Annotated in this window: 22 protein-coding genes and 1 pseudogene; 8 read left to right on the forward strand and 15 right to left on the reverse strand. The window is 71.8% G+C overall.

Annotated elements, in window-relative coordinates; all coding sequences use genetic code 11:
- Positions 1–96: 96 nt before the first annotated feature.
- Entirely contained in the window at positions 97–705 is a 609-nt protein-coding gene (locus AB0H86_RS37525; RefSeq protein WP_362449577.1) for a flavin reductase family protein, read from the forward strand.
- Positions 706–746: 41 nt separating this feature from the next.
- Here the strand turns inward: AB0H86_RS37525 and AB0H86_RS37530 are convergent, their stop codons facing one another.
- A complete protein-coding gene (locus tag AB0H86_RS37530) occupies positions 747–1,130 on the reverse strand; it encodes a helix-turn-helix domain-containing protein (RefSeq protein ID WP_362449408.1) in 384 nt (127 codons plus the stop codon).
- 96 nt (positions 1,131–1,226) lie between these two features.
- Here AB0H86_RS37530 and AB0H86_RS37535 point away from each other — a divergent pair, with 96 nt between their 5' ends.
- Positions 1,227–2,081, forward strand: coding sequence for an alpha/beta fold hydrolase (locus AB0H86_RS37535; protein ID WP_362449409.1), 855 nt, complete (start codon positions 1,227–1,229; stop codon positions 2,079–2,081).
- 751 nt (positions 2,082–2,832) lie between these two features.
- Here the strand turns inward: AB0H86_RS37535 and AB0H86_RS37540 are convergent.
- Entirely contained in the window at positions 2,833–4,164 is a 1,332-nt protein-coding gene (locus tag AB0H86_RS37540; protein ID WP_362449411.1) for an MFS transporter, read from the reverse strand.
- A gap of 71 nt (positions 4,165–4,235) precedes the next feature.
- On the opposite strand from AB0H86_RS37540, the gene AB0H86_RS37545 reads away from it, so the two are divergent.
- Complete coding sequence (locus tag AB0H86_RS37545) at positions 4,236–5,297, forward strand: helix-turn-helix domain-containing protein (protein ID WP_362449413.1); 1,062 nt, start codon at positions 4,236–4,238, stop codon at positions 5,295–5,297.
- Positions 5,298–5,309: 12 nt separating this feature from the next.
- Here the strand turns inward: AB0H86_RS37545 and AB0H86_RS37550 are convergent.
- The 4 genes and pseudogenes from AB0H86_RS37550 to AB0H86_RS37565 form a co-directional block, all read right to left on the reverse strand.
- Positions 5,310–6,467: pseudogene (locus tag AB0H86_RS37550) on the reverse strand (MFS transporter); the annotation flags it as partial.
- A gap of 70 nt (positions 6,468–6,537) precedes the next feature.
- Positions 6,538–7,587: a Zn-dependent alcohol dehydrogenase gene (locus AB0H86_RS37555; protein WP_362449415.1), complete on the reverse strand. Its 1,050-nt coding sequence runs from the start codon at positions 7,585–7,587 to the stop codon at positions 6,538–6,540.
- Positions 7,587–8,750, reverse strand: a complete 1,164-nt coding sequence (locus AB0H86_RS37560) for an acyl-CoA dehydrogenase family protein (RefSeq protein WP_362449417.1) — start codon at positions 8,748–8,750, stop codon at positions 7,587–7,589. Before AB0H86_RS37560 ends, AB0H86_RS37555 begins: the two co-directional genes overlap by 1 nt.
- A gap of 260 nt (positions 8,751–9,010) precedes the next feature.
- Positions 9,011–9,922: an SDR family NAD(P)-dependent oxidoreductase gene (locus tag AB0H86_RS37565; RefSeq protein WP_362449419.1), complete on the reverse strand. Its 912-nt coding sequence runs from the start codon at positions 9,920–9,922 to the stop codon at positions 9,011–9,013.
- 82 nt (positions 9,923–10,004) lie between these two features.
- Here AB0H86_RS37565 and AB0H86_RS37570 point away from each other — a divergent pair, with 82 nt between their 5' ends.
- Complete coding sequence (locus AB0H86_RS37570) at positions 10,005–10,940, forward strand: cyclase family protein (protein WP_362449421.1); 936 nt, start codon at positions 10,005–10,007, stop codon at positions 10,938–10,940.
- A gap of 453 nt (positions 10,941–11,393) precedes the next feature.
- On the opposite strand, the gene AB0H86_RS37575 is transcribed toward AB0H86_RS37570, so the two are convergent.
- The 4 genes from AB0H86_RS37575 to AB0H86_RS37590 all read right to left on the reverse strand — a co-directional run bounded on the left by AB0H86_RS37575 (position 11,394) and on the right by AB0H86_RS37590 (position 15,572).
- Positions 11,394–11,855 (reverse strand): ATP-binding protein, encoded by a 462-nt coding sequence (locus AB0H86_RS37575; protein WP_362449579.1) that lies wholly within the window; start codon positions 11,853–11,855, stop codon positions 11,394–11,396.
- A gap of 453 nt (positions 11,856–12,308) precedes the next feature.
- A complete protein-coding gene (locus tag AB0H86_RS37580; RefSeq protein ID WP_362449423.1) occupies positions 12,309–13,223 on the reverse strand; it encodes an acyl-CoA dehydrogenase family protein in 915 nt (304 codons plus the stop codon).
- A 1-nt stretch (position 13,224) separates the two neighbouring features.
- Positions 13,225–14,379, reverse strand: a complete 1,155-nt coding sequence (locus AB0H86_RS37585; protein WP_362449425.1) for an acyl-CoA dehydrogenase family protein — start codon at positions 14,377–14,379, stop codon at positions 13,225–13,227.
- Positions 14,379–15,572, reverse strand: coding sequence for an amidohydrolase family protein (locus AB0H86_RS37590; protein ID WP_362449427.1), 1,194 nt, complete (start codon positions 15,570–15,572; stop codon positions 14,379–14,381). The genes AB0H86_RS37585 and AB0H86_RS37590 overlap by 1 nt, the downstream gene beginning before the upstream one ends.
- Before the next feature lie 176 nt (positions 15,573–15,748).
- Between AB0H86_RS37590 and AB0H86_RS37595 the strand changes: the two genes are divergently transcribed.
- Complete coding sequence (locus AB0H86_RS37595) at positions 15,749–17,251, forward strand: AMP-binding protein (RefSeq protein ID WP_362449429.1); 1,503 nt, start codon at positions 15,749–15,751, stop codon at positions 17,249–17,251.
- An 83-nt stretch (positions 17,252–17,334) separates the two neighbouring features.
- On the opposite strand, the gene AB0H86_RS37600 is transcribed toward AB0H86_RS37595, so the two are convergent.
- Together AB0H86_RS37600 and AB0H86_RS37605 are read right to left on the reverse strand one after the other, a co-directional pair.
- Entirely contained in the window at positions 17,335–17,847 is a 513-nt protein-coding gene (locus AB0H86_RS37600) for an EF-hand domain-containing protein (RefSeq protein ID WP_362449431.1), read from the reverse strand.
- 186 nt (positions 17,848–18,033) lie between these two features.
- Positions 18,034–18,414: an STAS domain-containing protein gene (locus AB0H86_RS37605; RefSeq protein ID WP_362449433.1), complete on the reverse strand. Its 381-nt coding sequence runs from the start codon at positions 18,412–18,414 to the stop codon at positions 18,034–18,036.
- A 326-nt stretch (positions 18,415–18,740) separates the two neighbouring features.
- Between AB0H86_RS37605 and AB0H86_RS37610 the strand changes: the two genes are divergently transcribed.
- Both AB0H86_RS37610 and AB0H86_RS37615 read left to right on the forward strand, forming a co-directional pair.
- A complete protein-coding gene (locus AB0H86_RS37610; protein ID WP_362449434.1) occupies positions 18,741–19,322 on the forward strand; it encodes a sigma-70 family RNA polymerase sigma factor in 582 nt (193 codons plus the stop codon).
- Positions 19,319–20,701 (forward strand): maleylpyruvate isomerase N-terminal domain-containing protein, encoded by a 1,383-nt coding sequence (locus AB0H86_RS37615; RefSeq protein ID WP_362449436.1) that lies wholly within the window; start codon positions 19,319–19,321, stop codon positions 20,699–20,701. Before AB0H86_RS37610 ends, AB0H86_RS37615 begins: the two co-directional genes overlap by 4 nt.
- A 349-nt stretch (positions 20,702–21,050) precedes the next feature.
- On the opposite strand, the gene purU is transcribed toward AB0H86_RS37615, so the two are convergent.
- Together purU and AB0H86_RS37625 are read right to left on the reverse strand one after the other, a co-directional pair.
- Positions 21,051–21,932, reverse strand: coding sequence for a formyltetrahydrofolate deformylase (gene purU / locus AB0H86_RS37620; RefSeq protein WP_362449438.1), 882 nt, complete (start codon positions 21,930–21,932; stop codon positions 21,051–21,053).
- A 47-nt stretch (positions 21,933–21,979) separates the two neighbouring features.
- Complete coding sequence (locus AB0H86_RS37625) at positions 21,980–22,480, reverse strand: hypothetical protein (RefSeq protein ID WP_362449440.1); 501 nt, start codon at positions 22,478–22,480, stop codon at positions 21,980–21,982.
- Positions 22,481–22,596: 116 nt separating this feature from the next.
- Here AB0H86_RS37625 and AB0H86_RS37630 point away from each other — a divergent pair, with 116 nt between their 5' ends.
- Positions 22,597–23,898, forward strand: coding sequence for an ABC transporter substrate-binding protein (locus tag AB0H86_RS37630; RefSeq protein ID WP_362449442.1), 1,302 nt, complete (start codon positions 22,597–22,599; stop codon positions 23,896–23,898).
- A gap of 32 nt (positions 23,899–23,930) precedes the next feature.
- Here the strand turns inward: AB0H86_RS37630 and AB0H86_RS37635 are convergent, their stop codons facing one another.
- Positions 23,931–25,958 (reverse strand): hypothetical protein, encoded by a 2,028-nt coding sequence (locus AB0H86_RS37635; RefSeq protein ID WP_362449444.1) that lies wholly within the window; start codon positions 25,956–25,958, stop codon positions 23,931–23,933.
- Positions 25,959–25,972 lie beyond the last annotated feature (14 nt).

The following is a 25,972-nucleotide window of genomic DNA, read 5'->3' on the forward strand; positions in this document are numbered from 1 at the left end:
GCCCTTCGGCCAGGCGTCCATCTGACATGGGTGGTCCTCAAGCCTCTGGACCATCCCTTCCTATCTGACACACCGTCAGCTTCAATGGGAGACATGATGGGACAAGCAGGGATGGCCGAAGCCGCCGTCCGCTACCTCAGGTCGACCGGGACCGAGCCGCTCGCGCGACCCGTCGACGCGCTGCCGCGACCGGAGCTGCGGTGCGTCCGGGAGAACGACCGAGCGCCCCTCGACCAGACCGAGTTCCGTCGCGTACTGGGCACCTTCGCGACCGGCGTGACCGTCGTCACGGCACCCCCCGCCGGTCCCGGCACCTCCCCCGCCGGCTTCGCCTGCCAGTCCTTCTCCTCCCTCTCCCTCGACCCGCCCCTGGTCGCCTTCATGGTCGGCCGCACCTCGACGACGTGGCCGCGCATCGCCCGTGCCGGGGTCTTCTGCGTGAACGTCCTGAGTGCCGGGCAGGGCGAGCTGTGCCGCGCGTTCGCGGTGCGCGGCGCGGACAAGTTCGCGGGCGTCGAGTACACCCCGGCCCCCGTCTCCGGCTCCCCCCGCCTCACCGGCGCCCTCGCCTGGATCGACTGCGCGATCCACGCGGTGCACACCGGGGGCGACCACCTCATCGTCGTAGGCCGGGTCGACGCGCTGGGCGCGGGCGACGACGAGGACGCGGCACCCCTGCTGTTCCACAAAGGGCGCTTCCTCTAGGCCGCGGGGCCGCTGGTGCTGCGACCTCTCCGGTCACGGCACTAGGAGGCGCGCTCCTCGTCGTCGAGGCGGTTGTTGTCCTCGATCCGCGGCATGTTCTCCTCGGCCCAGGTGCGCAGGTGGGCGAGTGGGCCTTCGAGTGACCGGCCCAGTTCGGTGAGCTGGTAGTACACGCTCGGTGGCACCGTCGGCTGTACACGGCGGGCCACCAGTCCGTCGCGGACGAGGCTGCGCAGGGTGGTGGAGAGCATCTTCTGCGAGATGCCCGGAATGCGGCGTCGAAGGTCGGCGAAGCGGACCTCGTCCGGGGCGGCTTCGGCCAGCACCTTGACCGCCATCGATGTCCATTTCGTGCCTATACGGTCCAGCAGTTGGCGGGTCGGACAGTCCGGAGCGAACAAGTCACCGCGGCGGGCCCTGGTCACCTGGAGCTCACCACCTGAGGAGAAAGTGCGTTCTTGGCCCCGAAAGGCTAGTTACCTAGCGTGGGCTTGTCACTTCTGGTCACCTCGGGAGATTCCGTGATCGAGCTCCGCCGCATTCCCGTCAATGGTGTCGACCTCAACGTGGCCGTGACCGGCCAGGGGCCGCCCGTCCTGCTCCTGCACGGCTTCCCGCACACCTGGGAGCTGTGGACCGACGTCATGGCCGGGCTGTCCGGCCAATACCGGCTGATCGCACCGGACCTGCGCGGGTTCGGCGCCAGCGGCCGGACCGAGGGCGGCTACGACGCCGGTTCCCTCGCCGACGACGCCGCCGGCCTGCTGGAGGCGCTGGACGCGGGCCCGGCCGCGGTGATCGGCATCGACGCGGGCACCCCGCCCGCCTTCCTCCTCGCGCTGCGCCGCCCCGACCTCGTGCGACGGCTGGTCGTCATGGAGTCCCTGCTGGGCACACTGCCCGGCGCCGAGGACTTCCTCGCGAACGGTGCTCCGTGGTGGTTCGGATTCCATTCCGTGCCCGGCCTGGCGGAGAGCGTGATCGAGGGTCACGAGGACCGTTATGTCGACTGGTTCCTCGACACCGGCACCCAGGGCGACGGGGTGCGACCGGAGATCCGGGACGCGTTCGTCCGCGCCTACACCGGCCGGGAAGCGCTGCGCTGCGCCTTCTCCTACTACCGGGCCATGCCCATCAGCGCCGAGCAGATCCGGCGGGCCACCGCCTCGGCGCGGCTCACGGTGCCGACGATGGCCGTCGGCGCCCATCCCGTCGGCACCGCGCTGGAGCGACAGCTGCGCCCGCTCACCGACGACCTCACCGGCCATCTCCTGGAGGACTGCGGCCACATCATCCCGCTGCACAGGCCGAACGCCCTGCTCGCCCTGCTCCACCCGTTCCTGGAAGACGCCTCCGATGGACAGCTGAGCCGCTAGCCCGCCGCCGGCACCGGCGCCGGCGTGGTCGTCGGCATCCGCCGGATCACCAGCGATCGTTCTGCGCCCTCCACAACGACGCCCGTTTCACTGGGCATGGCACGAGCCGTGGTTCTCCCCTCGACGTCGGCCGTCGCCCTGCGGACCCTGCGCCATTCGTGTACACCACGTGCTGACACAACTGCCGTGAGCTGGGGGAATACGACGTTCGCCCTGAAGGGCCTATGTCGTCGACCGCCTCATGGTGAAGGCTCCCGTGAGCCAAGCCAAAGCCCACGAGAGGCAGGAAAAACGTGGTATACCCGCGCCGTAGCCGACACGCCAGAGCGGTGATCGGCACCGCAGTGGTTGCCGGAGCCGTGTTCTGCGGTGCTCCCGCAGCACACGCTCAACCGCCCATCCCCGGAATCTCGGGCAGCCTGATCCGCCCGACCATCCCAAGGGCCCCGTTCCTTGCGGGTCCGGAGACCAGCCCGGGATTCCGCCCGGTCATCGTCATCCCGAACGTTCCGTTCCTCCCGGGCACGGGCGGAGGCGGCGGCACGGGCGGAGGCGGCGGCGGTGGCGGCGGCCCCGCGTAGGGGCCGTGGACTCGGCGGCCTGACCGCCGCGCGATGACCGGGGCACTCCACGCCCACGGGGATCGGACCACGACTGCGCATGGTCCGATCCCCGTCATCCGCACACCACGCACCACGCACCCGCCGACGGCGCCGGGGCCGGGGCCGGGGCCGTCAGGCCACCGGAGCCGCTAGCCCGCCGCCGGCACCGGCACCGGCGTGGTCGTCGGCATCCGTCGGATCACCAGCGACATCAGCGCCGCCACCGCGCACAGCGCGCCCGACGCGTACCAGACCATGTCGTACTTCCCGAAGACGTCCCGCACGACTCCGCCGAGGAAGGCCACCAGCGCGGCGCCGACCTGGTGGGAGGCCAGTACCCAGCCGAAGACGATCGCGCTGTCCTCGCCGTACTGCTCCCGGCACAGCGCCACGGTGGGCGGGACGGTGGCGACCCAGTCGAGGCCGTAGAAGACGATGAAGAAGATCATCGGCGGGTGGATGCCCCCGAGCGCGAGCAGCATGGGGAGGAACAGCAGGGAGACACCCCGCAGCGCGTAGTACACCGCCAGCAGCCGGCGGGGGTCGAAGCGGTCGGTGAACCAGCCGGACGCCACCGTGCCGACCACGTCGAACACGCCGATCACCGCGAGCAGCGAGGCCGCCGCCTGGACGGGTATGCCGTGGTCGTGGGCCGCGGGCACGAAGTGGGTCTGGATCAGGCCGTTGGTGGAGGCACCGCAGATCGCGAAGGTGCCGGCGAGCAGCCAGAAGGGGCCGGTGCGGGCGGCCGAGAACAGGACCCGCAGGGTGCGGCGCGCGGCGCCCTGCACCGGAGGCGGCTTCGGTACGAACTCCCGTGCCCCGTACGGCTTCAGGCCCACGTCGGCCGGGTGGTCGCGCAGCAGCAGCCAGACGAAGGGGACGACCGCGAGGGCGGCAAGCGCCACGGTCACGGCCGCCGGGCGCCAGTCGTGGGTCTCCACCATCCAGGACAGAACCGGCAGGAAGATCAGCTGGCCGGAGGCCGAGGCGGCGGTGAGGATGCCGGTGACCAGTCCGCGTCGCTCCGTGAACCAGCGGTTGGTGACCGTCGCGGCGAAGGCCAGCGCCATCGAGCCGGAGCCCAGGCCGACCAACAGGCCCCAACACAGCAGCAGTTGCCAGGCCGCCGTCATCCACACCGTCAGCCCCGAGCCGATCGCGATCACGGTCAGCGCGACCGCGACCACCCGCCGGATACCGAAGCGGTCCATGAGCGCGGCGGCGAAGGGAGCGGTCAGCCCGTACAGCGCGAGGTTGACCGAGACCGCGGCACCGATCGTGCCGCGCGACCAGCCGTACTCCGCGTGCAGCGGATCGATGAGCAGGCCGGGGAGCGAGCGGAAGGCCGCCGCGCCGATGATCGTCACGAAGGTGACGGCGGCGACGAACCACGCGCGATGGATGCGGGGCTTCCTGTCCGACGGGGTGCTCTCTGCGGCGGCTGCGGCTTCGGCTTCGGCTTCGGTTGTCTGGGTCACGGGATCGAGCTTCCGTTACGGAGCGGCCCCGAACGAGTGGCCCGAAGGACAGCATTCGTTAGGATCGGGCCATGCCTCTGAGTCGTGAGCCGGAGTTCCGCCCGCACCGCGTCGTCGTTCTCGCCCTCGACGGCCTGCTCCCCTTCGAACTGGGCATCCCGCACCGCATCTTCGGTCGCCCCAAGGACCTCGAGGGCCGGCCCCTGTACGAGATCGTCACCTGCTCGGTCCGTCCGCCCGGCCCGGTCGAGACCGACGCCGACTTCGTCATCCAGGTCGCCCACGGCCCGGAGGCCCTCGCCACCGCCGACACCGTCGTCATCCCGGCATCGTACGAACTCGGCCCGGTCTTCGACGAGGGCGTACTGACCGACGAACTGGCCGCCGCCCTCGACCACATCCGGCCCGGCACCCGGCTCGCCGCCATCTGCACCGGCGGATACGTCCTGGCCGCGGCCGGCTACCTGGACGGCCGCCGTGCCGCCACGCACTGGTCCCAGGCGGAACACTTCCAGCGGTTGTTCCCGCGCATCGAGGTCGACGCGGACGTCCTGTTCGTCGACGACGGCGACATCCTGACGTCGGCGGGCGTGGCGGCCGGGATCGACCTGTGCCTGCACATGGTGCGCCGCGACCACGGCACGGCGGTCGCCAACGAGGTGGCCCGCCGTACGGTCGTACCGCCGCACCGCGACGGCGGACAGGCGCAGTACATCCACCGGCCCGTGCCCGATCCGCAGTTGGCGTCCACGACCGCCGCCCGCGCCTGGGCACTGGGCCGCCTCCACGAGCCGATCCAACTGCGGGACATGGCCGAGCAGGACGCCATGTCCGTACGCACCTTCACCCGCCGTTTCCGCGAGGAGGTCGGCGTCAGCCCCGGCCAGTGGCTCACCCAGCAGCGGGTCGAACGGGCCCGGTACCTGCTGGAGTCCACCGACCTGCCCGTCGACCTGGTGGCCCGCGACGCCGGCTTCGGCACGGCCCAGTCGATGCGGCAGCACCTACAGACGGCTCTCGGGGTCACTCCGACCGCTTACCGCCGCACCTTCCGGGCCAGCGTCGACGGGTCCGGCGTCAACGGGTCCGGCGTCGACGGGTCCGGCCGAGGCGCTGCCGGCGCCCTGCGCTGAGCGGCTCTCGTACCGCACCTCGCCCCACCACCCGACCGCCGTCAGCACCAGCGTCAGGCCCACGCCGGCCAGGATGGCGGTGGACGGTGCCGCCACCCGCAGCAGGGCGCCCGCGAGCGAACCGGCCGCCGCGTACCCCGCGCCGGCCGCGGCGTACATGACCGAGTAGCCCGCGGCCAGGACGTTCGCCGGAAGCGCCGCGCGCAGGGACAGGTTGCGGGTGATCAGCGCGCCCGACTGGAGCAGACCGCCCACCGCCAGCCCGGCGGCGATCGCGGCCCGGCCCGGTATCAGCGCGACGAGTGTCATACAGACGGACATCCCGCACATCAGCACCGCACTGCGGGTGCGCAGCCGCCCGGGCCAGGCCCTCAGGCCGTAGAGGAAGGCGCCCAGTCCCGCGGCCACCGCCATGCCGGCGAGCAGCGGGCCGGACCAGCCGACCGCGATGCCGCGCTGTTCGAGGAGGGCGGGCAGGACGAGTTCGGCCAGCCCGAGCAGGGTGAGGCTCGCCGCGCCCGTGACGTACACGGGCCACGCGTCCACCAGAAGTCGCAGCCGCGCGCCGCCCGTCCGCTCCGTGCCCTGCGCGTCGTCCGCGTTCCACCCGGCCGGGAGCAGCCACAGGCCCGCGACCGAGGTCGCCATCAGGGCGGCCGCGAGGAGCAGCGGGCCCCGTGGTGCGACGCCGAGGGCGAGAGAGGCGACGGCGACCGGGGAGACGGCCCAGACGCCCGACATCAGTATGGATTCGACGGATAACGCCTGTGCCGCGGCCCGCTCCGGGACCAGGTCGGTGAGCAGCGCGCGCAACCCGCCGGTGGCCGCGCCCGGAGCGGCGCCGGCGAGGAACGCGAACCCCGCGAGCAGCGGCACCGGGGCATCCGGAAGAACCCCGAGACCCGCGAATCCGGCCGCCCCGGCGGCGAGGCCGACGGCCAGCTGCGGCCGGGCCCGCTCGGGACGCATCCGCATGCCGAGGACCGGGGCGCCGACGATCTCACCGATCACATAGGCCGCCGCGAGAACCGCGCCCAGGGCATAGCCACCGGGGCGCTCCCGCACCAGGAAGACCAGGGCCAGCGGGGCCATGGCCACCGGCATGCGGGCACCCACGGCGGTGCAGGCCCAGACCAGGACCTGCTTCGAGGCGACGTCGCGGTAGCTCATGGGACGACGCTAAGGGCCCGCACTGACAACGCCCCAGGGGTTTTCCGGCACCTGTGGAAAACTCCCGCGTTCAGAAGGTCAGCACCCCGCGTGCCACCCGCCCCGCCTCCGCGTCCGCCACCGCCTTCTCGAAGTCCTCGACCGGATACGTCCTGGTCACCAGCTCGTCGAGGAGCAGCCGGCCCTCCCGGTACAGCTCGGCGTACAGCGCGATGTCCCGCTGCGGACGGGACGATCCGTAGCGGCAGCCCAGGATCGACTTGTCCAGGAACATCGACGAGACGAGGAAGGACGCCTGAGCCGTGGCGGGCGGGACGCCGAGCAGGATCGCCTGCCCGTGCCGGTCCAGCGAGTCGATCGCCGCCCGGATCAACTCGACCCGGCCGACGCACTCGAAGGCGTGGTCCGCCCCCGTCGGCAGCACATCCCGCACGCTGTCCGTGGAGGTCAGGAAGTGAGTCGCGCCGAACCGCCGGGCCACCTCCTCCTTCGCCGGGTTCGCGTCCACGGCGACGATCCGCAGCGCGCCCGCGATCCGCGCCCCCTGCAGGACGTTCAGCCCGATCCCGCCCGTGCCGATGACCAGCACGCTGTCCCCGCGGTCCACCTTCGCCCGGTTGAGCACGGCGCCGACGCCGGTCAGCACCCCGCACCCGATGAGCGCGGCGGACGGCAGCGGAATGTCCTCGGGGATCCGGACCGCCTGCACGGCCTTCACGACGGTCCGTTCCGCGAACGCGGAGTTGGCCGCGAACTGGAACACCGGTCGCCCGTCCCGCGCGAACGGCTGCCCCGGCCGCCCGATCGACTGTCGGCACATCGTCGGCCGTCCCCGGTCGCACTGCGCGCACGTACCGCAGTTGGCGAGCGTGGACAGGGCCACGTGATCGCCGGGGCGCACATGCGTGACACCGGCGCCCACCGCCGCCACCACGCCCGCCCCCTCATGGCCGAGCACCACGGGAACGGGGAACGGTATGGTCCCGTCCACCACGGACAGGTCGCTGTGGCACAGCCCCGCCGCCGCCACGGCCACCTGCACCTCGCCCGGCCCCGGGTCCCGTACGACGAGATCGTCCACGACCTCGACCCGCTTGCCGTCGAACAGCACGCCTCGCATCACACGGCCCCCTGTCGGCCCTTGGGTTCCCTCGGCAGGCCGAGCACCCGCTCGGCGATGATCGTGCGCTGGATCTGGTCCGAGCCGCCGTAGATCGTGTCGGCCCGGGAGAAGAGGAACAGGTGCTGCGACACGTCGAGTTCGTACGGCGCCGCGGCCGACCACTCCACCGGCCCCACGGCCGCCGCCGCGCCCCGCACCCGCATCGCCAGCTCCCCCAGCCGCTGATGCCAGCCGGCCCACAGCAGCTTGGACACGCTCGGCGCACCCGCGTCGGCCGAACCCCCCAGGGTGCGCAGGGCGTTCCAGCGCATCACGCGCAACTCGGCCCACTGACGCACCAGTCGCTCCCGTACGACGGGGTCGTGCACCGCGCCGGTGGCCACCGCCGTCGCCACGACCCTGCCCAACTCCTGGGCGAAACCGATTTGTTGGGCGAGGGTCGACACCCCGCGTTCGAAGCCGAGCAGCCCCATCGCGACCCGCCAGCCGTCGCCCTCCGCGCCCACGACATGCTCCACGCGCGCGCGTGCCCCGTCGAAGAACACCTCGTTGAACTCGCTCGTGCCGGTCAGCTGACGGATCGGGCGGACCTCGACGCGGCCCGGTTGGTCCATGGGCACGAGCAGGAACGTCAGCCCGTGGTGGCGCCGGGAGCCGGGTTCGGTACGGGCGAGCACGAAGCACCAGTTGGCCTCGTGCGCGAGCGAGGTCCAGATCTTCTGGCCGGTGATCCGGTAGTACGTCCCCTCCGGTTCGCGTACGGCCGCGGTGCGCACGCCGGCCAGGTCCGAACCTGCGCCGGGTTCGCTGTAGCCCTGGCACCAGAGTTCCTCGCCGGCGGCGATCGGGGGCAGGAAGCGGGCCTTCTGTTCCTCGGTGCCGTGGGCCAGGATGGTGGGGGCGAGGAGGTTCTCGCCGATGTGTCCGGAGCGCGGGGGTGCGGGCGACCGGGCGTACTCCTCGGCCCAGGCGACCTGTTGAGTGAGGGTGGCGGCGCGGTTGCCGTAGCCCTCCTGGGACCAGCCGAGCCCTATCCAGCCGGCTTTGCCGAGGGTGCGTTCCCAGGTACGGCGGTCCTGCGTGCCGTCGGCGTGAGCGGCGAGCCATCCCCTCGCCTCGGCGCGGAAGGCATCGTCCTGCGAGGTGAATGCGAAGTCCATGGGTAGGCCTTCCTGGAAGGTGGCTGGAGCTGGGGCGGGGGGTGGTGCCGGGGGGGGTCGGTGCCGGGGGTTGGTCGGGTTGGGCCACGCGCCCGGCGGTCGCGCATCCCGACGCGTCACGCATCCAGGTGCGTTGACCCCGTGGGCCGGGCCACCCGGTGCTCGGCCCGGTGGATCACGCAGTCGAGTGCTTACGGGCCGGCTGCCGCCTGCCGCCAACCGCCCGACAACACGGGGCCGCCAACCGCCCGGCCGCAGCCCTACGCGTTCGGTCGGCCCCCCTCCCGCGCCGCCCGTTCCATCGCCGCCACCCGCTCCAGCAGCGGCATCGGGTCCATCCCCACCGTCCCCGGCAGGAAGTCCGCGATCCGCTCCGGTGTCCAGGAGCCGTCCGCGTACGCCGCCCGCAGTTCTCTCGGCTGGGCCCAGACCGCGATCTTGGGGCCGGCGATCGTGTACACCTGGCCCGTGATCCCCTGCTCCCGCGCCTTCTGGGACAGCAGGTAGACCACCATCGCGGCCACGTCCTCCGGCTCGCCGATCTCCGTGAGTTCCATGGGGACGTTCGCCGACATCCGGGTACGGGCCACCGGGGCCACCGCGTTGGCGGTCACCCCGTACTTGTGCAGCCCGAGGGCCGCGCTGCGGACGAGCGAGATGATCCCGCCCTTCGCCGCGCTGTAGTTGGCCTGCGACACCGAGCCCTGGTGGTTTCCGCTGGTGAAGCCGATCAGCGTGCCGGACTTCTGCTGCCGCATCACCGCCGACGCCGCCCGGAACACGGTGAACGTGCCCTTGAGGTGGGTCGCCACGACGGGGTCCCACTCCTCCTCGGCCATGTTGAACAGCATCCGTTCGCGCAGGATCCCGGCGACGCACACGACCCCGTCGAGCCGTCCGTACGAGGCCAGCGCCACGTCGACCACCCGCTGACCGCCGGCCATCGTGGAGATGTCGTCGGCCACGGCGACCGCGTCGCCGCCCGCCGCCTCGATCTCCTTGACCACGGACTCGGCGACCTCGCTCGTCGGCGAGGCGCCGTCCATGGCGACGCCGTGGTCGTTGACGACGACCCGCGCGCCCTCGGCCGCCGCGGCCAGCGCCACCGCCCGGCCGATCCCCCGCCCGGCGCCGGTCACGGCGACCACCTTGTCTGCCAAGAAGTTCCCCACGCCGGCCCCTTCCCGCGGTTTCTGACGGTCCGTTAGATTTTTGCCCCGTCGGACAGTCGGAGACAAGCCCCGGGGAGGACGGATGTCACCGCCCGCGCTCCATCCCGCGTTCCACGACATCGCCAAGCGCGTGAACAACTGGGGCCGTTGGGGGGCGGACGACGAGATCGGCACCCTCAACCTGATCACCGACGAGGTGGTACGCCAGGCGGCGACAGAGGTCCGCACCGGCCGCCGCGTCCCTCTCGCGCTCCCCCTGCGACAGGACGGCGTACAGACCGGACTGATCCCCGGGCGGGTCAATCCACTGCACGCCATGGTGCAGATCAACCAGGAGATCTTCGGCCCGGGAACGGTGGCGTGCAGCGACGACGCCGTGACCATGGGACTCCAGGCGGCCACCCACTGGGACGCACTCACCCATGTCTCGCACTCGGGCCGCCTCTACAACGGCCGCCCGGCCGGCACCATCACCCCGCACGGCGGCGCCGAGTTCAGCGGGATCGACAAGGCACGGCACATCGTCTCGCGCGGGGTGCTGCTCGACGTGGCCCGGGCGCACGGCAAAGACCGTCTCGACGGTTCGTACGCCGTCACCCCCGAGGACCTCGACGCCGCCGAGGAACTCGCCGGCACGCGGGTGCGCGCGGGGGACATCGTGCTCGTACGGACCGGGCAGGTGCAGGTGTACCTGGCGGGCGACAGGGAGGGGTACGGCTATCCGTCGCCGGGCCTGTCGATCCGTACACCGGAGTGGTTCCACGCACGCGATGTCGCCGCGGTCGCGAACGACACCCTCACCTTCGAGGTGTTCCCGCCCGAGATCGAGGATCTGTGGCTGCCCGTACACGCGCTCGACCTGGTGGAGATGGGGATGCTTCAGGGCCAGAACTGGAATCTCGAAAAGTTGTCCACAGCCTGTGGACAAGAAAGCCGGTACGCGTTCCTGCTGTCGGCGATGCCCGAACCCTTCGTCGGCGCGACGGGAACTCCGGTGGCGCCCGTGGCGATCCTCTGAGGGAGGCCGATTCACCGGACCGCCCCAGCCCCCGACCGTCGGATGGCGGTGCGCGACACCCGCCCCGAGCACGGCATCGCGCACCGCCGTCCGCCTCCGGCGTACCCGCCCCGGTCCTCCCGGCCCTGAGGGAACCGACGCCGAATCACGACCCACACTCGTCGAGGGCTCCCGTCACCTGAGCCCTCGGCGTCCCCTCGCGGCGAATCGCTGACCACAATCGTGATCAAACGGTCACGTGGCGTCAACACCCGTTCGGGGATTTATTACTTATGCACCATTAGCCGTGGGCGCGCACAGAAGCATGTCCCGGCGCACGGACGCAGCGTCAGTCAAGGGCTCCAGCGCATTCTGCGACCGTGCACCCACCGCGTTCCGCGACCGTGCACCACGGCGTTCCGCGACCACGCACCACCGCGTTACGCCACCACCGCGTTACGCGACCACGCACCCTCAGACCGCCTCGAACGCCAGCCCCTCGTACGCCGACGCACCACCGCCGCAGGCCGCCGCGGTGGACCGCGACTGCGCGTACCGGTCCAGTTCGCACCAGATGCGCTTGCCGGCCCCTTCCGGGTTCCAGCCCCAGCGGTCGGCGAGCCCGTCCACGAGGGCGAGGCCCCGGCCACCCGTCTCGTCGCCGTCCGCACAACGCGGCACGGGAGCGCGGTCGCTGCGGTCGGCCACCTCCAGGCGGACCGTGGCCGCCTCGGCCGCCGCGGCCGGCAGGGAGAGCCGCAGCACGGCCGCACAGCCGGTGTGCACCACGGCGTTGGTGACGAGCTCGGAGACGAGCAGGATCAGGGTCTCGGCGAGCGACTCATCGGCCGCTATCCCGGACCCTGCCAGGCGGGAGCGGGCCCAGCTGCGGGCTCGCCCAACCTCTGCGGGGTCGGGTCGGATCTCCAGCTGCACTTGAAGCACCTGCACCGCTCACACCATCCGAACCGGCGGACACATAACCTCGCGCCTCACGAGGGCCACGATCGTAGCCATTCTTTGCATGACCAGAACAACGGCAACAGTCAGGGTCACCGAACGTGACTCCCTTGTGAGACAGCATGGTTGACCGACAGTCACGCCAACAAGCGCTTCGGGCATATTCCAGCGGGAAGGAGTACCCGTGCGGCATACTGTGCGACGCTCGTCTCCAGGGGTCGAACAAGCAGGGATGACACCGGCATGACTGGCGCTCGGGACCGCTCGCATCTCACACAAGGTACCGGAGCGGACGACCGACTCCGGGACTGACGAGTCACGCGCAGGACACAACCCGATATCAACGCTCCGTGATACCGGTATGCCACGATCCGTGACATCCATCCCGGGCGCTCCGGTGACGTCCCAGCCCAGCGGCGTTCGCGGCCCTCAGTCCACGAGTTCGGCGGCGAGGCTCTCCTCACTCTCCGTATCGCCCCCGCCACGTTGTGCCCGTACCCAGACCCGCTTGAGATGCAGGTGTACCTCGCTCTCCCAGGTGAACCCCATGCCGCCGTGTACCTGCAGGCAGTCCCGCGTGCTACGCAGTGCGGCCTCGTCGGCCAGCAGCCGGGCCGCCGCGATGTCGAGGGGGTCGGCGGTGACGGCGGCGGCGTACACGGCCGCACGGGCCGTCTCCGCCCGCACCAGCATGTCGGCGCAGAGGTGCTTGATCGCCTGGAAGGCGCCGATCGCCTGCCCGAACTGCTCGCGGGTCCGCGCGTGTTGTACGGCCAACTCGCACGCGCGTGTGGCCGTGCCGAGCTGCTCGGCGGCGGTGAGGAGGACGGCGACGGGGTCCGGGGGCCACGCCGCCGCGCCGGTCCACCGGTGCAGCGGCGTCAGCGGGTCCACCGACCGCAGCGGCACCGCCCCTTCCGGCTCTTCGGACTCTTCCGGCTCTTCCGGTCCCGGCAGCGGGACCCCGCCCCCGCGCACGACGTCCGCGTCCGCCAGCCACTCCACCAGTCCGCCGTCGATGTCCGCCACGACCGTCTCTCCGGCCGCCGCCCCCGGTACGCTCCCCGCCGCGAGGTGCGTGGCGATCAGCGGCCCGGGCAGCAGGGCGCGCCCCGCCTCCTCGAACGCCAACACCGCCTCGGGAAGCCCGAGTCCCACCCCGCCGTCCGCCTCGGGCAGCCGCAGCGCGAAGAACCCGGCCTCCCCCAACTGCCGCCACAGCGCACGGTCGAGCCCCGGGCGCTCCACGGCGGCGCGCAGGGCCTCGGCGTCGAAGCGCCGCGCCAGCAGCTCCCGTACGCCCGCCCGTAAGGCGCGCTGGTCCTCCGACAGTTGAAAACGCACGTCAGCGCCCCTTCGGCAGGCCCAGGATCCGCTCGGCCACGATGTTGTGCTGGATCTGCGAGGTACCGGCCGCGATGGTGTACGACAGCGAGGAGAGGCGGTCGAGCACCCAGGGCCGGTCGAGGTCGAGTGCCGCGTCGCCCAGGACGGCGGCGGCGGCGTCGTACAGCTCCTGACGCGCGTGTGAGTACCTCAGTTTGAAAACCGAACCCCCTACGCCGGGCACCCCGCCCGACGCCTGAGCCTCGCTCACGTTCCACTGGGTCAGCCGCCACAGCGCGCGGAACTCGGCGTTCAGCCGCCCGAGGCGCCGACGCAGCACCGGATCGTCCCAGCCGCCGTTTTGCCGCGCCTCCCGGGCGAGTTCGCCCAGCACCCGCCGGCAGGCCACGACCTCGCCCACGAAGGCCGTGCCGCGCTCGAAGGACAGGGTCACCATGGTCACGCGCCAGCCGTCGTTCTCGTCGCCGACCCGGTTGGCGACCGGGACGCGCACCTCGTCGAGGAACACCTCGGCGAACTCCGCCGACCCGGCGAGGGTCCGCAGGGGCCGTACGGTGATGCCGGGCGCGTCCATGGGCAGGGCGAGCCAGGTGATGCCCCGGTGTTTCGCGGCGGCCGGGTCGGTCCGCACCAACAGCTCGCACCAGTCGGCCACTTCGGCGTGCGAGGTCCAGATCTTGGACCCGCTCACCACGTAGTCGTCGCCGTCCCGCCACGCGCGGGTGCGCAGTGCCGCGAGGTCGGATCCGGCGTCCGGTTCGCTGAAGCCCTGGCACCACACCTCCTCGCCGCGCAGGATCGGCGGCAGCCAGCGCGCCCGCTGCCCGGCCGTCCCCTCGGCGGCGATGGTGGGTCCCGCGTGCAGCAGTCCGACGAAGCCCGCCCCCACATAGGGCGCGCCCGCCTTCTCCGTCTCCTCCAGGAAGATCAGGTGCTGGGCGGGGGTGGCGCCCCGGCCGCCCGCGTCGGCGGGCCAGTGCAGCCCCGCGTACCCGGCGTCGTACAGCATCCGCTGCCAGCCGAGGTCATGGGCGCGGCGGCCCGGCCAGTTATCCGGGGACGGCTTCGGCGGCAGCGTGGGGAGCACTTTGGCCAGCCACTCCCGCAGGCGCGCCCGGAACTCCTCCTCCTCGGGTGTGTCGGCGAGGTCCACTAGCGGTCCAGGTCGAGGCCCAGCATGCGGATGGCGTTGCCCCGCATCAGCTTGTACACCGTCTCGTCGTCGAGGCCCTTCACATGGTCGAGGGCGACGTCCTTGGTGTGCGGGAAGGTCGAGTCGACGTGCGGGTAGTCGGTCTCGAAGGTCGCGTTGTCCCGGCCGACGACGTCCAGCGAGGCGACCCCGTGCTTGTCGCGGAAGAAGCAGCAGAACATCTGCCGGTAGTAGTACGTCGACGGCGGCTCCGGGATCGTGTCGCGGACGCCGCCCCACGCGCGGTGCTCCTCCCAGACGTCGTCGGCGCGTTCGAGGGCGTACGGGATCCAGCCCATCTGCCCTTCGGAGTACGCGAGTTTGAGCCGCGGGAACCGCACCAGGACGCCGCTGAAGAGGAAGTCCATCATCGAGGCCATGGCGTTGTTGAAGCTGAGCGCGGCCTGCACGGCGGGCGGGGCGTCGGGGGAGGCGGCCGGCATCTGGGAGCTGCTGCCGATGTGCATGTTGACGACCGTCCCGGTGTCCTGGCAGACCGCGAAGAACGGGTCCCAGTAGCCGGAGTGGATGGACGGCAGGCCCAGGTGGGTGGGGATCTCGGAGAAGGTCACGGCCCGTACCCCGCGGGCCGCGTTGCGCCGGATCTCCTCGACCGCGAGCTCGATGTCCCACAGCGGGATCAGGCACAGCGGGATCAGCCGGCCGCCGCTGTCCCCGCACCACTCCTCGACCATCCAGTCGTTGTAGGCGCGCACACAGGCCAGCGCGACCTCCTTGTCGTGCGCCTCGGCGAAGGTCTGCCCGCAGAAGCGGGGGAAGGAGGGGAAGCAGAGGGACGCCTCGACATGGTTGAGGTCCATGTCCGCGAGCCGCGCGACGGGATCCCAGCAGCCCCGCCGCATCTCCTCCCGGGTGATCCCCTCCAGGGTCATCTCGTCCCGGTCGAAGCCGACGGCGGCGATGTTGCGCTTGTACGGGAACTTCAGGTCCTCGTAGATCCACCAGTCGGTCTGCTGGCCGTCCGGGTCCATCGTGATCTGGTACTTGCCGCCGACGTAGGCGAGTTCGCCGATACCGGCGGTGAGGGCCTTGGGGCCGCGGTCCCGGTACTTCTGCGGCAGCCAGGTCTCGAAGAGGTGCGCGGGCTCGATCACATGGTCGTCGACGCTGATGATGCGGGGCAGTTCGGTCATGGGGTCCCCTCCGCCTGGCACACGGTCACCTGACAGCACAGTTCAGTTCAGTTATCTGATGGATCGTCAGATTTAGCTTGCCCAGCAGGCTAGTCGCGCACCCCTGGACCGACAAGGCGCCGAGCCCTACGCTCTGCCCACCATCTGACTGTCCGTCAGCTACACAGGGGGCCGCCGTGACCGACACCGCCCACGCGCTCAGCACCTCCCGCACCCTCTGGGACCTTCTGGCCCGCCGCGCCGACCTCACCCCCGACCGCCCCGTACTCCTCCAGGACAGCCGCTCCCTGACCTTCGGCGAGCTGCGCGGGCGGGCCGAGCGGGTCGCGGCGGGGCTGTACGACATGGGCGTCCGGCCCGGCACGGTCGTCGCCTGGCAGCTGCCCACCCGGATCGAGACGGCCCTGCTGTCCTTCGCGCTGGTCCGCCTGGGCGCCGTACAGACCCCGGTCATCCCGTTCTACCGGGACCGCGAAGTCGGCTTCGCACTGCGCGAGTCGAAGGCGGAGTACTTCGCGGTGCCGGGCGAGTGGCGCGGCTTCGACCACACGGCGATGGCCCGGCGGCTGGGCGCGAAGGGCGTCTTCGAGGCGTACGACCTGCTGCCCGACGGCGATCCGTCCATCCTCCCCGCCCCGCCCTCCGAGGGCACCTCGGTGCGCTGGATCTACTGGACCTCCGGAACCACCTCCGCCCCCAAGGGCGTTCTGCACACGGACCGTTCGCTGATCGCGGGCGGTTCGTGTCTCGCCCACGCGTTGCGTCTGTCGGCGGACGACGTGGGCTCGATGGCCTTCCCGTACGCGCACATCGCCGGCCCCGACTACACGGTGATGCTGCTGCTGTACGGCTTCCCCGCGGTGATGTTCGAGCAGTTCGCGCTGCCGGGCGCGCTGGAGGGGTACCGCCGGCACGGGGTGACGGTGGCGGGCGGGTCCACGGCGTTCTACTCGATGTTCCTCGCCGAGCAGCGCAAGCAGCCGGGGGTGCCGGTCATTCCCTCGCTACGGCTGCTCGCGGGCGGCGGGGCGCCCAAGCCGCCGGAGGTCTACCACGCCGTCGTACGGGAGATGGGCGTGCAACTGACGCACGGGTACGGCATGACCGAGGTGCCGATGATCACGATGGGGGCGCCCGACGACACCCCGGAGAACCTGGCCACGACGGAGGGGCGACCGCCCGAGGGCATGGAGATTCGGATCGTGGACGGGGAGGTGCGGCTGCGCGGGGAGGCCGTCTGCCAGGGGTACCTGGATCCGGCACAGACGGCGGAGGCGTTCGACGCGGACGGGTTCCTGCGCACCGGGGACCTCGGGCACGTCACCGGCAGCGGGCATCTGGTGCTGACCGGACGGCTGAAGGACGTGATCATCCGCAAGGGCGAGAACATCTCGGCGAAGGAGATCGAGGACCTGCTGCACGCGCTCCCGGCCGTCGGGGACGTGGCCGTGATCGGGCTGCCGGACGCGGAGCGCGGGGAGCGGGTGTGCGCGGTGGTGGAGCGGGCGCCGGGGGCCGAGGGGCCGACCCTGGAGGCGTTGACGTCGTATCTCCGCACGGAAGGGCTGTCGACACACAAGCTGCCGGAGCAGCTGGAGGTGGTGGACGCCCTTCCACGGGGCGAGACGCTGCGGAAGGTGCTCAAGTACCAGCTGCGGGAGCGGTATTCGGGGGCGTAGGGGCGGGTCGGGTCGGTCGGGTCGGTCGGGTCGGTCGGGTCAGGGGGCCGGGGCGCTCTCGGAGGGGCCGTGCGGGGACGGATTCACTCGGGGACGGTGAAGTAGCGCGCGAAGGCCGTCACGATCTCCGTCTCGCCGACCTTGCCGTCCGTGTCCGTGTCGAGGGCGGCGGCGGCCGAGCGGGCGGCCTCCTCGCTCGCGCCGAGGGCCTTCAGTACCCGTGCGGTGTCCTCGACGGTGGCCCGGCCGTCCGCGTCGGCGTCCGCCACGGCGAGGGCCGCGTGCAGGAAGGGGCGGGCGATCTCGGCGAACCGCTCCGGGTTGTCGCGCAGGCGCTTGACCGCGCCGTTCACGAACTCCTCGCGGGTGATCCGCTGATCCCCGTCCCGGTCCGCGATGCCGGCCATGCCCTGCCAGAACGCCTCGGCGCCGATGTACAGGGCCTGCCCCTTGTCGGAACGGGCCGTGGTGCCGAACTCCGCGAGCAGCGCCTTGGCCGCCACGTTGAAGTCCGCACGGTCGATATAGCCGTTGCCGTCCTGGTCGAAGGTGGCGAACCGGGCGGCGATCCTGCGCTCGTACTCGCTGCTGACCATGTCTGTTCGGACCGCCTCACGTCACGTCGGGTGCATCTGCCACGGAGCGTACGACGGGAAGGCCTGTCCGGGCGCGCGAAAGCGACGCTTGTGCCAAGACCGAGGGAATTTCGGGACAACGGTGTGGCACTCACCTCGCCCGGACCCGGACGAACCGGGTACCGCTCACGTCGACTCGCGTCCGGCTCACGCCGAGAGCGGGTCCGCGTCCTCCCGTACGGCCGACGCCACGTCCGGGTGGACGTCGAACAGCCGGCGGACCCCCAGCGCGCCCAGTACCCGGTTGACGTGGGAGCCGTCCTCCGCGCCCTTGGCCGGGAGAATCAGGCGCAGCCGGCCCTGGCAGGAGCTCATGAGGCGGCGGGAGGCGATCAGCACGCCGACGCCGCTGGAATCACAGAAGAACACATCGGAGAGATCGAGGACGAGACTGTGGCGGCCCTCGGCCACCTCGTCGTGCACCCGCTGACGCAGCACCGGGGACGTCACCAGGTCCAGCTCGCCCGACACCTGGAGCACGGCCCAATCGCCCTGCCCGTTGCCGGTCACATTGAACGCCACCACCATGCCCTTCGTTCGCCGGAAAGCAAACGGAAGCCTTCCCTACGCTTCCTTGCAGCGCGGCTGCCCAGCGCCCGTTCCCTGAAACACGGGCCGAAAAACGGATGACGATCGGGAGAGGCTTGTTTTAGTCACCTTCGATCCTGTTCGATCGAGTCTGGCCGGCAAGTGGACGGGTAGCCGCACGCCCACTACCACCCTTGGCTCCGCGGGGGGCGCACATTGCGACAAAGGGGCGTGCGCCGTCAGAGGTGCCGACTACATTCGAGAAGCAGGTGGGCACAGGCTTGACAAGGACACGGGCCGGGACAAGGGCAGGCTGAGGGGGCCGCATGGTGAAGAAGGACGCACCGCCCCGCTGGGACCGCAAGATGCAGCAGCGGCTCGCACGCGGTGAGGCGGCCGCCCTCGGTGAGCTCTACGACCGTTTCGCTTCACTCGTGCACGGTCTCGCCCACCGCGTGCTCGGCGACGAACGCGCGGCCGACGGCATCACCCGCGAGGTCTTCGCCCATGTCTGGGAGCACCCGGACGCCTACGACCCCAAGCAGGGCCCGCTGCGTTCCTGGGTCGCCACCCTGACCCACCACCTCGCCGTGCAGCGGCTGCGCGCCACCGAGACCGCCGCCCTCGCCGCGGAGGGCCACGGCACCACCGAGGACCTGGAGCGCAAGGTCCGCCACGCCTCGGTCGCCGCCCGCGCCGACTACATCGTCCAGTCCATGCCCGCGCCACTGCGTGCCGCCCTGGAGCTGGCCTATTTCCAGCGCCGCGACTACCGCCAGACCGCCGTCGACCTCGGCGTCACCGAGGACGAGGCCCGCCGCCGCCTCCGTCTGGGCCTGCAACTGCTGTCCACGGCCCACGACGTCGCCCCACCCGGGGCTCCGCCCGGATACGGGGGTGCGGCGTGAACGACCCCGAGCGCTTCGAGGCCCACGACGACGGGGACGACAAGAGAGACCAGGGTGACGCTGACGGTAGCTGGGACGGCGGCTCGGAAGGTGGCTCGGACGGCGGCTCGTTCGGCAACCGCCGCCCCGGCGGCAACGGCGAACCCTCACCGCCCCGCATCCCCATGCCCCGCGCCTCCGTCGAGGACGGCGGGCGCCCTCTGCCCGCGCTGGGGGACCTGGGTGACCTGACGCCCCCGCCCCCGCCCGTGCCCCTGCCCGCTCCGCTGGTCCTGGAGCACCACGTCCTGAAGTCGATGCTCGGGGCGTGGGCGCTGGCCGCCTGCTCGTCGGCGGAGACGGCGGCCGTCGAGGAACACCTGGGCGACTGCGGAACCTGCGCGGACGAGGCACTGCGGCTGCGCGAGGCGGTCGGCCTGCTGCACCGGCCGGAGAGCCTCGACGTGGACCCCGGTCTGCGTACCCGGGTCCTGGAGAGCTGCCTCGACCGGCGCCCGCCGCGCATCCCGGTGCCCAGGTGGGCGACGCCGTACGACGCGGAGACCGCCCGGCTCGACGCCCTCCTCCAGGACATAGGCGACGCCGAGTGGCACGCGCCTGTGCGGCTGCGCTGGTTCGAGGGCGACGGCGCGACAAGCCGTCGTACGACGGTCGCCGGGGTCATCGCGCATCTGCTCACGGTCGACGGCCTGGTCGCGGTCGCGCTCGGCCTCGACGACCCGCTGGGCGAGGTGGCCGTCCAGGCGCCGACGCCGACCGCGCGCACCGAGGCGTACTGGCGGGCCTCGCACTTCCCGCCCACCCGCGGGGTGCGGGCCCCTTGGCGGGAGCAGAGCCACGACCTGGTGCGCACGGTGTCCTTCACGGGCGACGGTACCGGGGGTCTGGCCGTGCCCTACGGCGACTTCGAGCTGCCGCTGCACGACGCGATGCTGGACCGTGCCTTCGAGTGCTGGGTGCATGCGGAGGACATCGCCGAGGCGGTGGACTACCCGTACGAGCCGCCCGCCCCGCGCCACCTGAACCGGATGATCGACCTCGCGGCCCGCACGTTGCCGGCTGTCCTGGCCGGGCGACGACAGAAGGGGCTGGCCTCGCCTGCGCATGGCCGCCACCTGGTCTCCGCGGGCGGCCCTGGGCGCAGCCTGCGGCTGGAGATCGAGGGGCTGGGCGGAGGCGAGTGGCTGATCCCCCTGGACTCGCCCGCCGCGGTGGGCTCCGCGGACCACGAGGTGGCCCATGTCGCCCTGGACGGCGTGGAGTTCTGCCGCCTGGCCGCAGGCCATGTGTCTCCGACGGAGGCGGCGGCCGGGCAGGTGGGTGACCGCGAGGCAATCAGGGACGTACTGTTCGCGGCGGCGTCCTTGAGCCGGATGTAGGGACGGGTCGCGGTTTCGCGGGCGGCTGCGGGTCCGCGGGGGCTGGTCGCGCAGTTCCCCGCGCCCCTAAAAAGTTCGGGTCCGTGGGAGCCGTTTCGCGCAGTTCCCCGCGCCCCTAAAAACGCCGGTCCACCGCACGTACCTCAGGGGCGCGGGGAACTGCGCGAACAACCACGACGATCCCGCACCCGCCCGACGGACAGAACCCACCCCAGGGGCGCGGGGAACTGCGCGAACAACCCCCACAGACCCGCACCCAACCGACGGACAGAACCCACCCCAGGGGCGCGGGGAACTGCGCGACCAGCCCCCACAGACCCGCACCCACCCGCCGGCGGAGCCCCCCGCGCTAGGCGAACACGACCGTCCGTCGACCGTTCAGCAGGATCCGACGCTCGGCATGCCACTTCACGGCCCGCGCCAGCGCCTGGCACTCGACATCCCGCCCGATCGCGACCAGCTGGTTCGGCGTGACGTCATGCTCGACCCGCTCGACCTCCTGCTCGATGATCGGCCCCTCGTCGAGGTCGGCGGTGACATAGTGCGCGGTCGCCCCGATCAGCTTCACGCCCCGCGCGTGCGCCTGGTGGTACGGCTTCGCGCCCTTGAAGCTCGGCAGGAAGGAGTGGTGGATGTTGATGATCCGCCCGCTGAGCTGCTTGCACAGGTCGTCGGAGATGACCTGCATGTAGCGGGCGAGCACGACCAGCTCGACGCCCAGCTCGCGCACCAGCTCCAGCAGCCGCGCCTCGGCCTCCGACTTGGTGTCCTTCGTCACCGGGATGTGGTGGAAGGGAATGTCGTACGACCCCACGAGCTCGGCGAAGTCCGTGTGGTTGGACACCACGGCCGCGATCTCCACCGGCAGCGCGCCTATCCGCGCACGGAACAGCAGGTCGTTCAGGCAGTGGCCGAACTTGCTGACCATCAGGACGATGCGCATCTTCTCGTCGGCCCGGTGGATCTGCCAGTCCATCTGGAAGGCGTCACCGATCGCCGCGAAGCTCGCCCGCAGCTTGTCCACGGTCACCGGAGGCTCCGCCGAGAAGTGGACGCGCATGAAGAACAGTCCCGTGTCGTGGTCGCCGAACTGCTGACTGTCCTCGATGTTGCAGCCCGTCATGAACAGGTAGCTCGACACGGCGTGCACGATGCCCTGCTTGTCGGGGCAGGAGAGCGTGAGGACGTACTGGTCAGCGGGGGCGGCGGCGCGCGTGGACGGCTCGTTCATGCAGGACAGGGTCCCATATGCGGGAGCGGGGCCGTCCTGCCGTCTCGCTACGCAGACCGCGTCAGGATCCGCAGCACCTCCAGCGTGCGCGGCGGCGCGTCCGGGTCCTCCCCGTCGGCCACCGCCAGCCGTACGTGCGCGTCGCGCGCCGCCCGTACCGCGTCCGGCCACCCCTGGTGGTCGACGTATGTGGAGACCGGGGCGTCCGGCCCGACCTGGTGCATGATCCGCAGCACCCGCAGGACGGCGGTGTCGACGAGCGCCGCCTCCTGGGAGTCCCGGAAGAGCGTGCCGATGTACTTCTCGGCGGACCAGTTGTCCAGCCAGGTGTCCTCGACGAGGCGGTACACGGCGTCGGTGACGTCTCCGTACCCCTCCACGCCCGCCAGCCAGACATCCCTCTGGAACACCGGGTCGGAGAGCATGTGCAGCGCGGAGCGCACATTGGTGCGCCAGCGCCACCACGGCATGTCGTTCTGTGGCATGTCACCCATGGTGGACGAGTGACGGCCGCGACGGGAAGAGTTCTCCGAACCTTGCACGGTCATCGATCGTACGTTCCGTCTGTCGGGCGTCTCACCACCCCCCGCTGTTCACCCTCACGACACCAGCCAATAACCAAGGGTCAGGGCCTGGTTAGTGCTGTGGCGGAAGCGTGTCCGACATGACCGGCAGGCGACACTTCCGCAGCACCGTCCTCCCCACGTGCACCCGGCCCGACAGAGCAACCGCCGTTTCGGCGGCGGCCCTGGTGGCGTGTGTGTCGCTCATCGCCGGCTGCGGGGTCATCCCCGGGGTCACGGGGGGCTCCGGGGATGACCCGATCAAGGTCATGACCTGGGCCCCGGAGAACACCAACGCCACCAACAAGGCGGGCATGCCCGCCTTCGCGAAGGCCTACGCCCGCTGGGTGAACGCCCAGGGCGGCCTCAACGGCCACAAGATCACCGTCCTGACCTGCAACGACCGTAACGACAGCGTGGCAGCGGCGAGGTGCGCCCAGCGCGCGGTCTCCGAGGGCGTCGTCGCGGTCGTCGGCTCCTACAGCCAGTACGCCGACTCCTTCCTCCCCCCGCTGGAGGGCGCCGGCATCCCCTACATAGGCGGCTACGGCGTCACCTCCGACGAGTTCACCAGCCCGCTCTCCTACCCCGTCAACGGCGGACAGCCCACCCTCCTGGCCGGCCTCGGCAAGGCCCTCTCCGACTGCGGGCCCGTCACGCTCGTCCGCCCCGACACCGTCGCGGGCGACGAACTCTCCCCCCTGCTCGACTCCGGCCTGACCGCCGGCGGACACTCGGCCACCAAGGACCTGCGGGCACCGGAGGACGCGACCGAGTACTCGAGGCAGTCCGAGCGGGCACTCCAGCAGACGACCACCGACCCGGCCACGAAGGGCTGCGTGGTGCCCGCGCTCGGCGACCGCACCGACACCTTCATGGACTCCTTCCGGCGCGCCCGCGACACCTATCCCACGGTCCGGACCGCCATGGTGCTCGGCAACGTCGACCAGACGGAGATCAACGCCTCCGGCGGGCAGTCCGGGCCCTACGAGGGGTCGTACATCACCGGCTGGTACCCGGTGGAGACCGACTCCCGCTGGAACCCGATGAAGAAGGTCATCAGCGAGGAGGCCTTCGGCGACAACCGCATCGACGCCGCGGACACCGGTGTGCAGACCACCTGGATCGCGTACTCCGCCTTCAAGGAGGTCGTCGAGTCACTGACCGGCGAGGTGACCGCCGACGCCGTACGGGAGGCCCTGGACGACGGGATGAAGGTCGCCACGGGCGGGCTGACCCCGACGCTCCAGTGGAAGTTCCAGGGCCCGCTCGCGGCCGTCGGCTTCCCGCGCCTGGCCAACACCGACGTGTCCCTTCAGATCGTCAGGAAGGGCAGGCTGGTGCTGGCCAAGAAGGGCTTCACCGACGTCACGGACACGTTGAAGAACGCCGACCTGAACTGAGGGGCCCGGTCGGCCGGGCCCCTCAGTTCAGGTCACAGCTGGGTCGGCTGGCGCTCGGTCAGGCCGTACGACTTCGCGATCGCGTTCCACAGCTTCGCCGCTTTGACCTTCTCGGTGCTGGCGGTGCCGCTCGCGCGGTTGGCCGCCTGGGTCTGGCCGGTGGTGCGGGCCTGGCCCTTCTTACAGCCCTTCTTGCCGGCCGTCTGGTCCGCCCAGGCCGCGTAGTGGTTGTCGGCCGACGCGGACGCCTGCCACGCCTTGGTGAGGGCGTCGGTCAGCGCGGCGTGGTCGGGCAGCTTGTCGACCGCGAGCTTGGACAGCTGGGTCACCAGACCGGTGCGCTGCTGGGCCGCGCCCCGCAGGTCCTTGGCCGCCTGGCCCAGGTTGTCGCAGGACTTCACGTCCTCCACGGCGTTGATCACCGTCGTCCGGCTGCCGCCGCTGTCCGCGAGCAGCTTGTCCAGGGCGACGGCCTGCTGCTCGGCCGGATCGGCGGACGGCGAGGCGGAACCGTCGGACGCGGGCGCCGTCGCGGAGACGGGCTGGTTCTTTTCGTCTTCCTTGCTGTCACTACCGCCACCGGCGAGCAGCGCGCCCGCCCCGATACCGAGGACGGCGATACCGATGCCGACGGCGGCGATCACCGGCACCCGCGATCCGCGCCGACCGCCCCGGCCACCGCGACCGTCGTCCCCGTCGTCGTACGTGCCGTGCCGTCCACCGCCGGGCGGGGCGTACGACGGCTGCGGGGACTGTCCGTACGGCGGCTGCGCGCTGGGCGTGGCCTCGGGCTGCTGGAAGCGGGGCATCTGCTGGGTCGCGCCGGCCGGCTCGTCGGCCGGGCCGCCGCGGAAGAGGTTGTCGAACTCGGCGGGCGGCTGCCGGTCCCCGCCCTGCGGTCCGCCGTAGGGCGCGCCTTGGGGCTGGTGTCCGGGCACGGGTGCGATGTACTGCGTGGCCTCGGCGTCGGCTCCGGCGGCGGGCGGGAGCGGTCCGGCGCCCCGCCCGGAGTTGCCGCCCTGGGGTGCGCGGCCGAGGAACTGGGTCGCGTCGGCGGGCGACTCGGACCCCGCCTCGGGCGGCAGCGCCCCGGGCCCGACCGCCGGGATGTACTGGGTGGCGCCCTCGTCGGCCGACGGAAGGGGCGCGGCGCCGGGAGCCTGGTAGCGGACGGGCGACTGGGCGGAACCAGGGGTGTCGTGGGCCGCGGGCGGCAGGGGCGCGGCGGCGGGTGAGCCGTAGGCGCCGGCGGGGGGCGGCGGGGTGCCCTGGCCGACGGGCGGCAGGTAGTACGAGGTGGGCGGGTCCTGGGCGGGTCCCGCGGGCTGCGCCGGGGCGGCGGCGGAGCCGTAGGCCGCGGACTGCCCGCCCTCCGGAGGAAGGGCCTGGGACGGCGCTCCGCCGGGTGACTCCGGCGCTCCCCAGCCGGCGGACGGTGCCGAGTGGCCGGAGTCAGGGGTGTTCCAGGGCTGGGCGGGCGGAGCCGACCAGCCCTGTTCCGGCTGCGCGGCCGGGGCCTGGGCCTGCTGCTGGTCCGGGCCCCATGGCGTGCCCCAGGCCTGGCCACCGGCCGGCGCCGAGGCCGGACCAGGACCCTGACCCGGCGTCTGTCCCGGCGCCTGCCCCGATATCCGACCGTGCGACGGATCGTGCGGCTGACCGTACGTCTGGCCGTATGTCTCGCCGTACGTCTGATCGTGCGGCTGCCCGTACGCCTGCCCAGGTGCCTGCCCGTACGCCGGTCCGGGGGCCGCACCGGGCGCCTGGCCGTACGTCGATCCCGACGCCTGCCCGTACGCCTGTCCAGGTGCCTGCCCGTACGCCTGTCCAGGGTCCGCACCGGGCGTCTGGCCGTGCGCCGAGCCCGGTGCCTGGTCGTACGGTTCACCGGACGTCCGGCCGTACGCCGCGCCGGGTGCCGGAGCGGCGGGGTTCGGCCGCCTGTCGCCGTATCCGCCTGTCATGCCCGGCAGCAGGGGTTCCCCACCGTCGGAGGGCAGCACGATGCCTTCACGCGCTTCGCGCGCTACGGGCTCCTCGCCCTGTCCACTCTGCGTCACCGGGACTCCTACGA

It is taken from the genome of Streptomyces sp. NPDC050997 (genome assembly GCF_040660135.1).
In the GTDB taxonomy this organism is placed as follows: domain Bacteria; phylum Actinomycetota; class Actinomycetes; order Streptomycetales; family Streptomycetaceae; genus Streptomyces.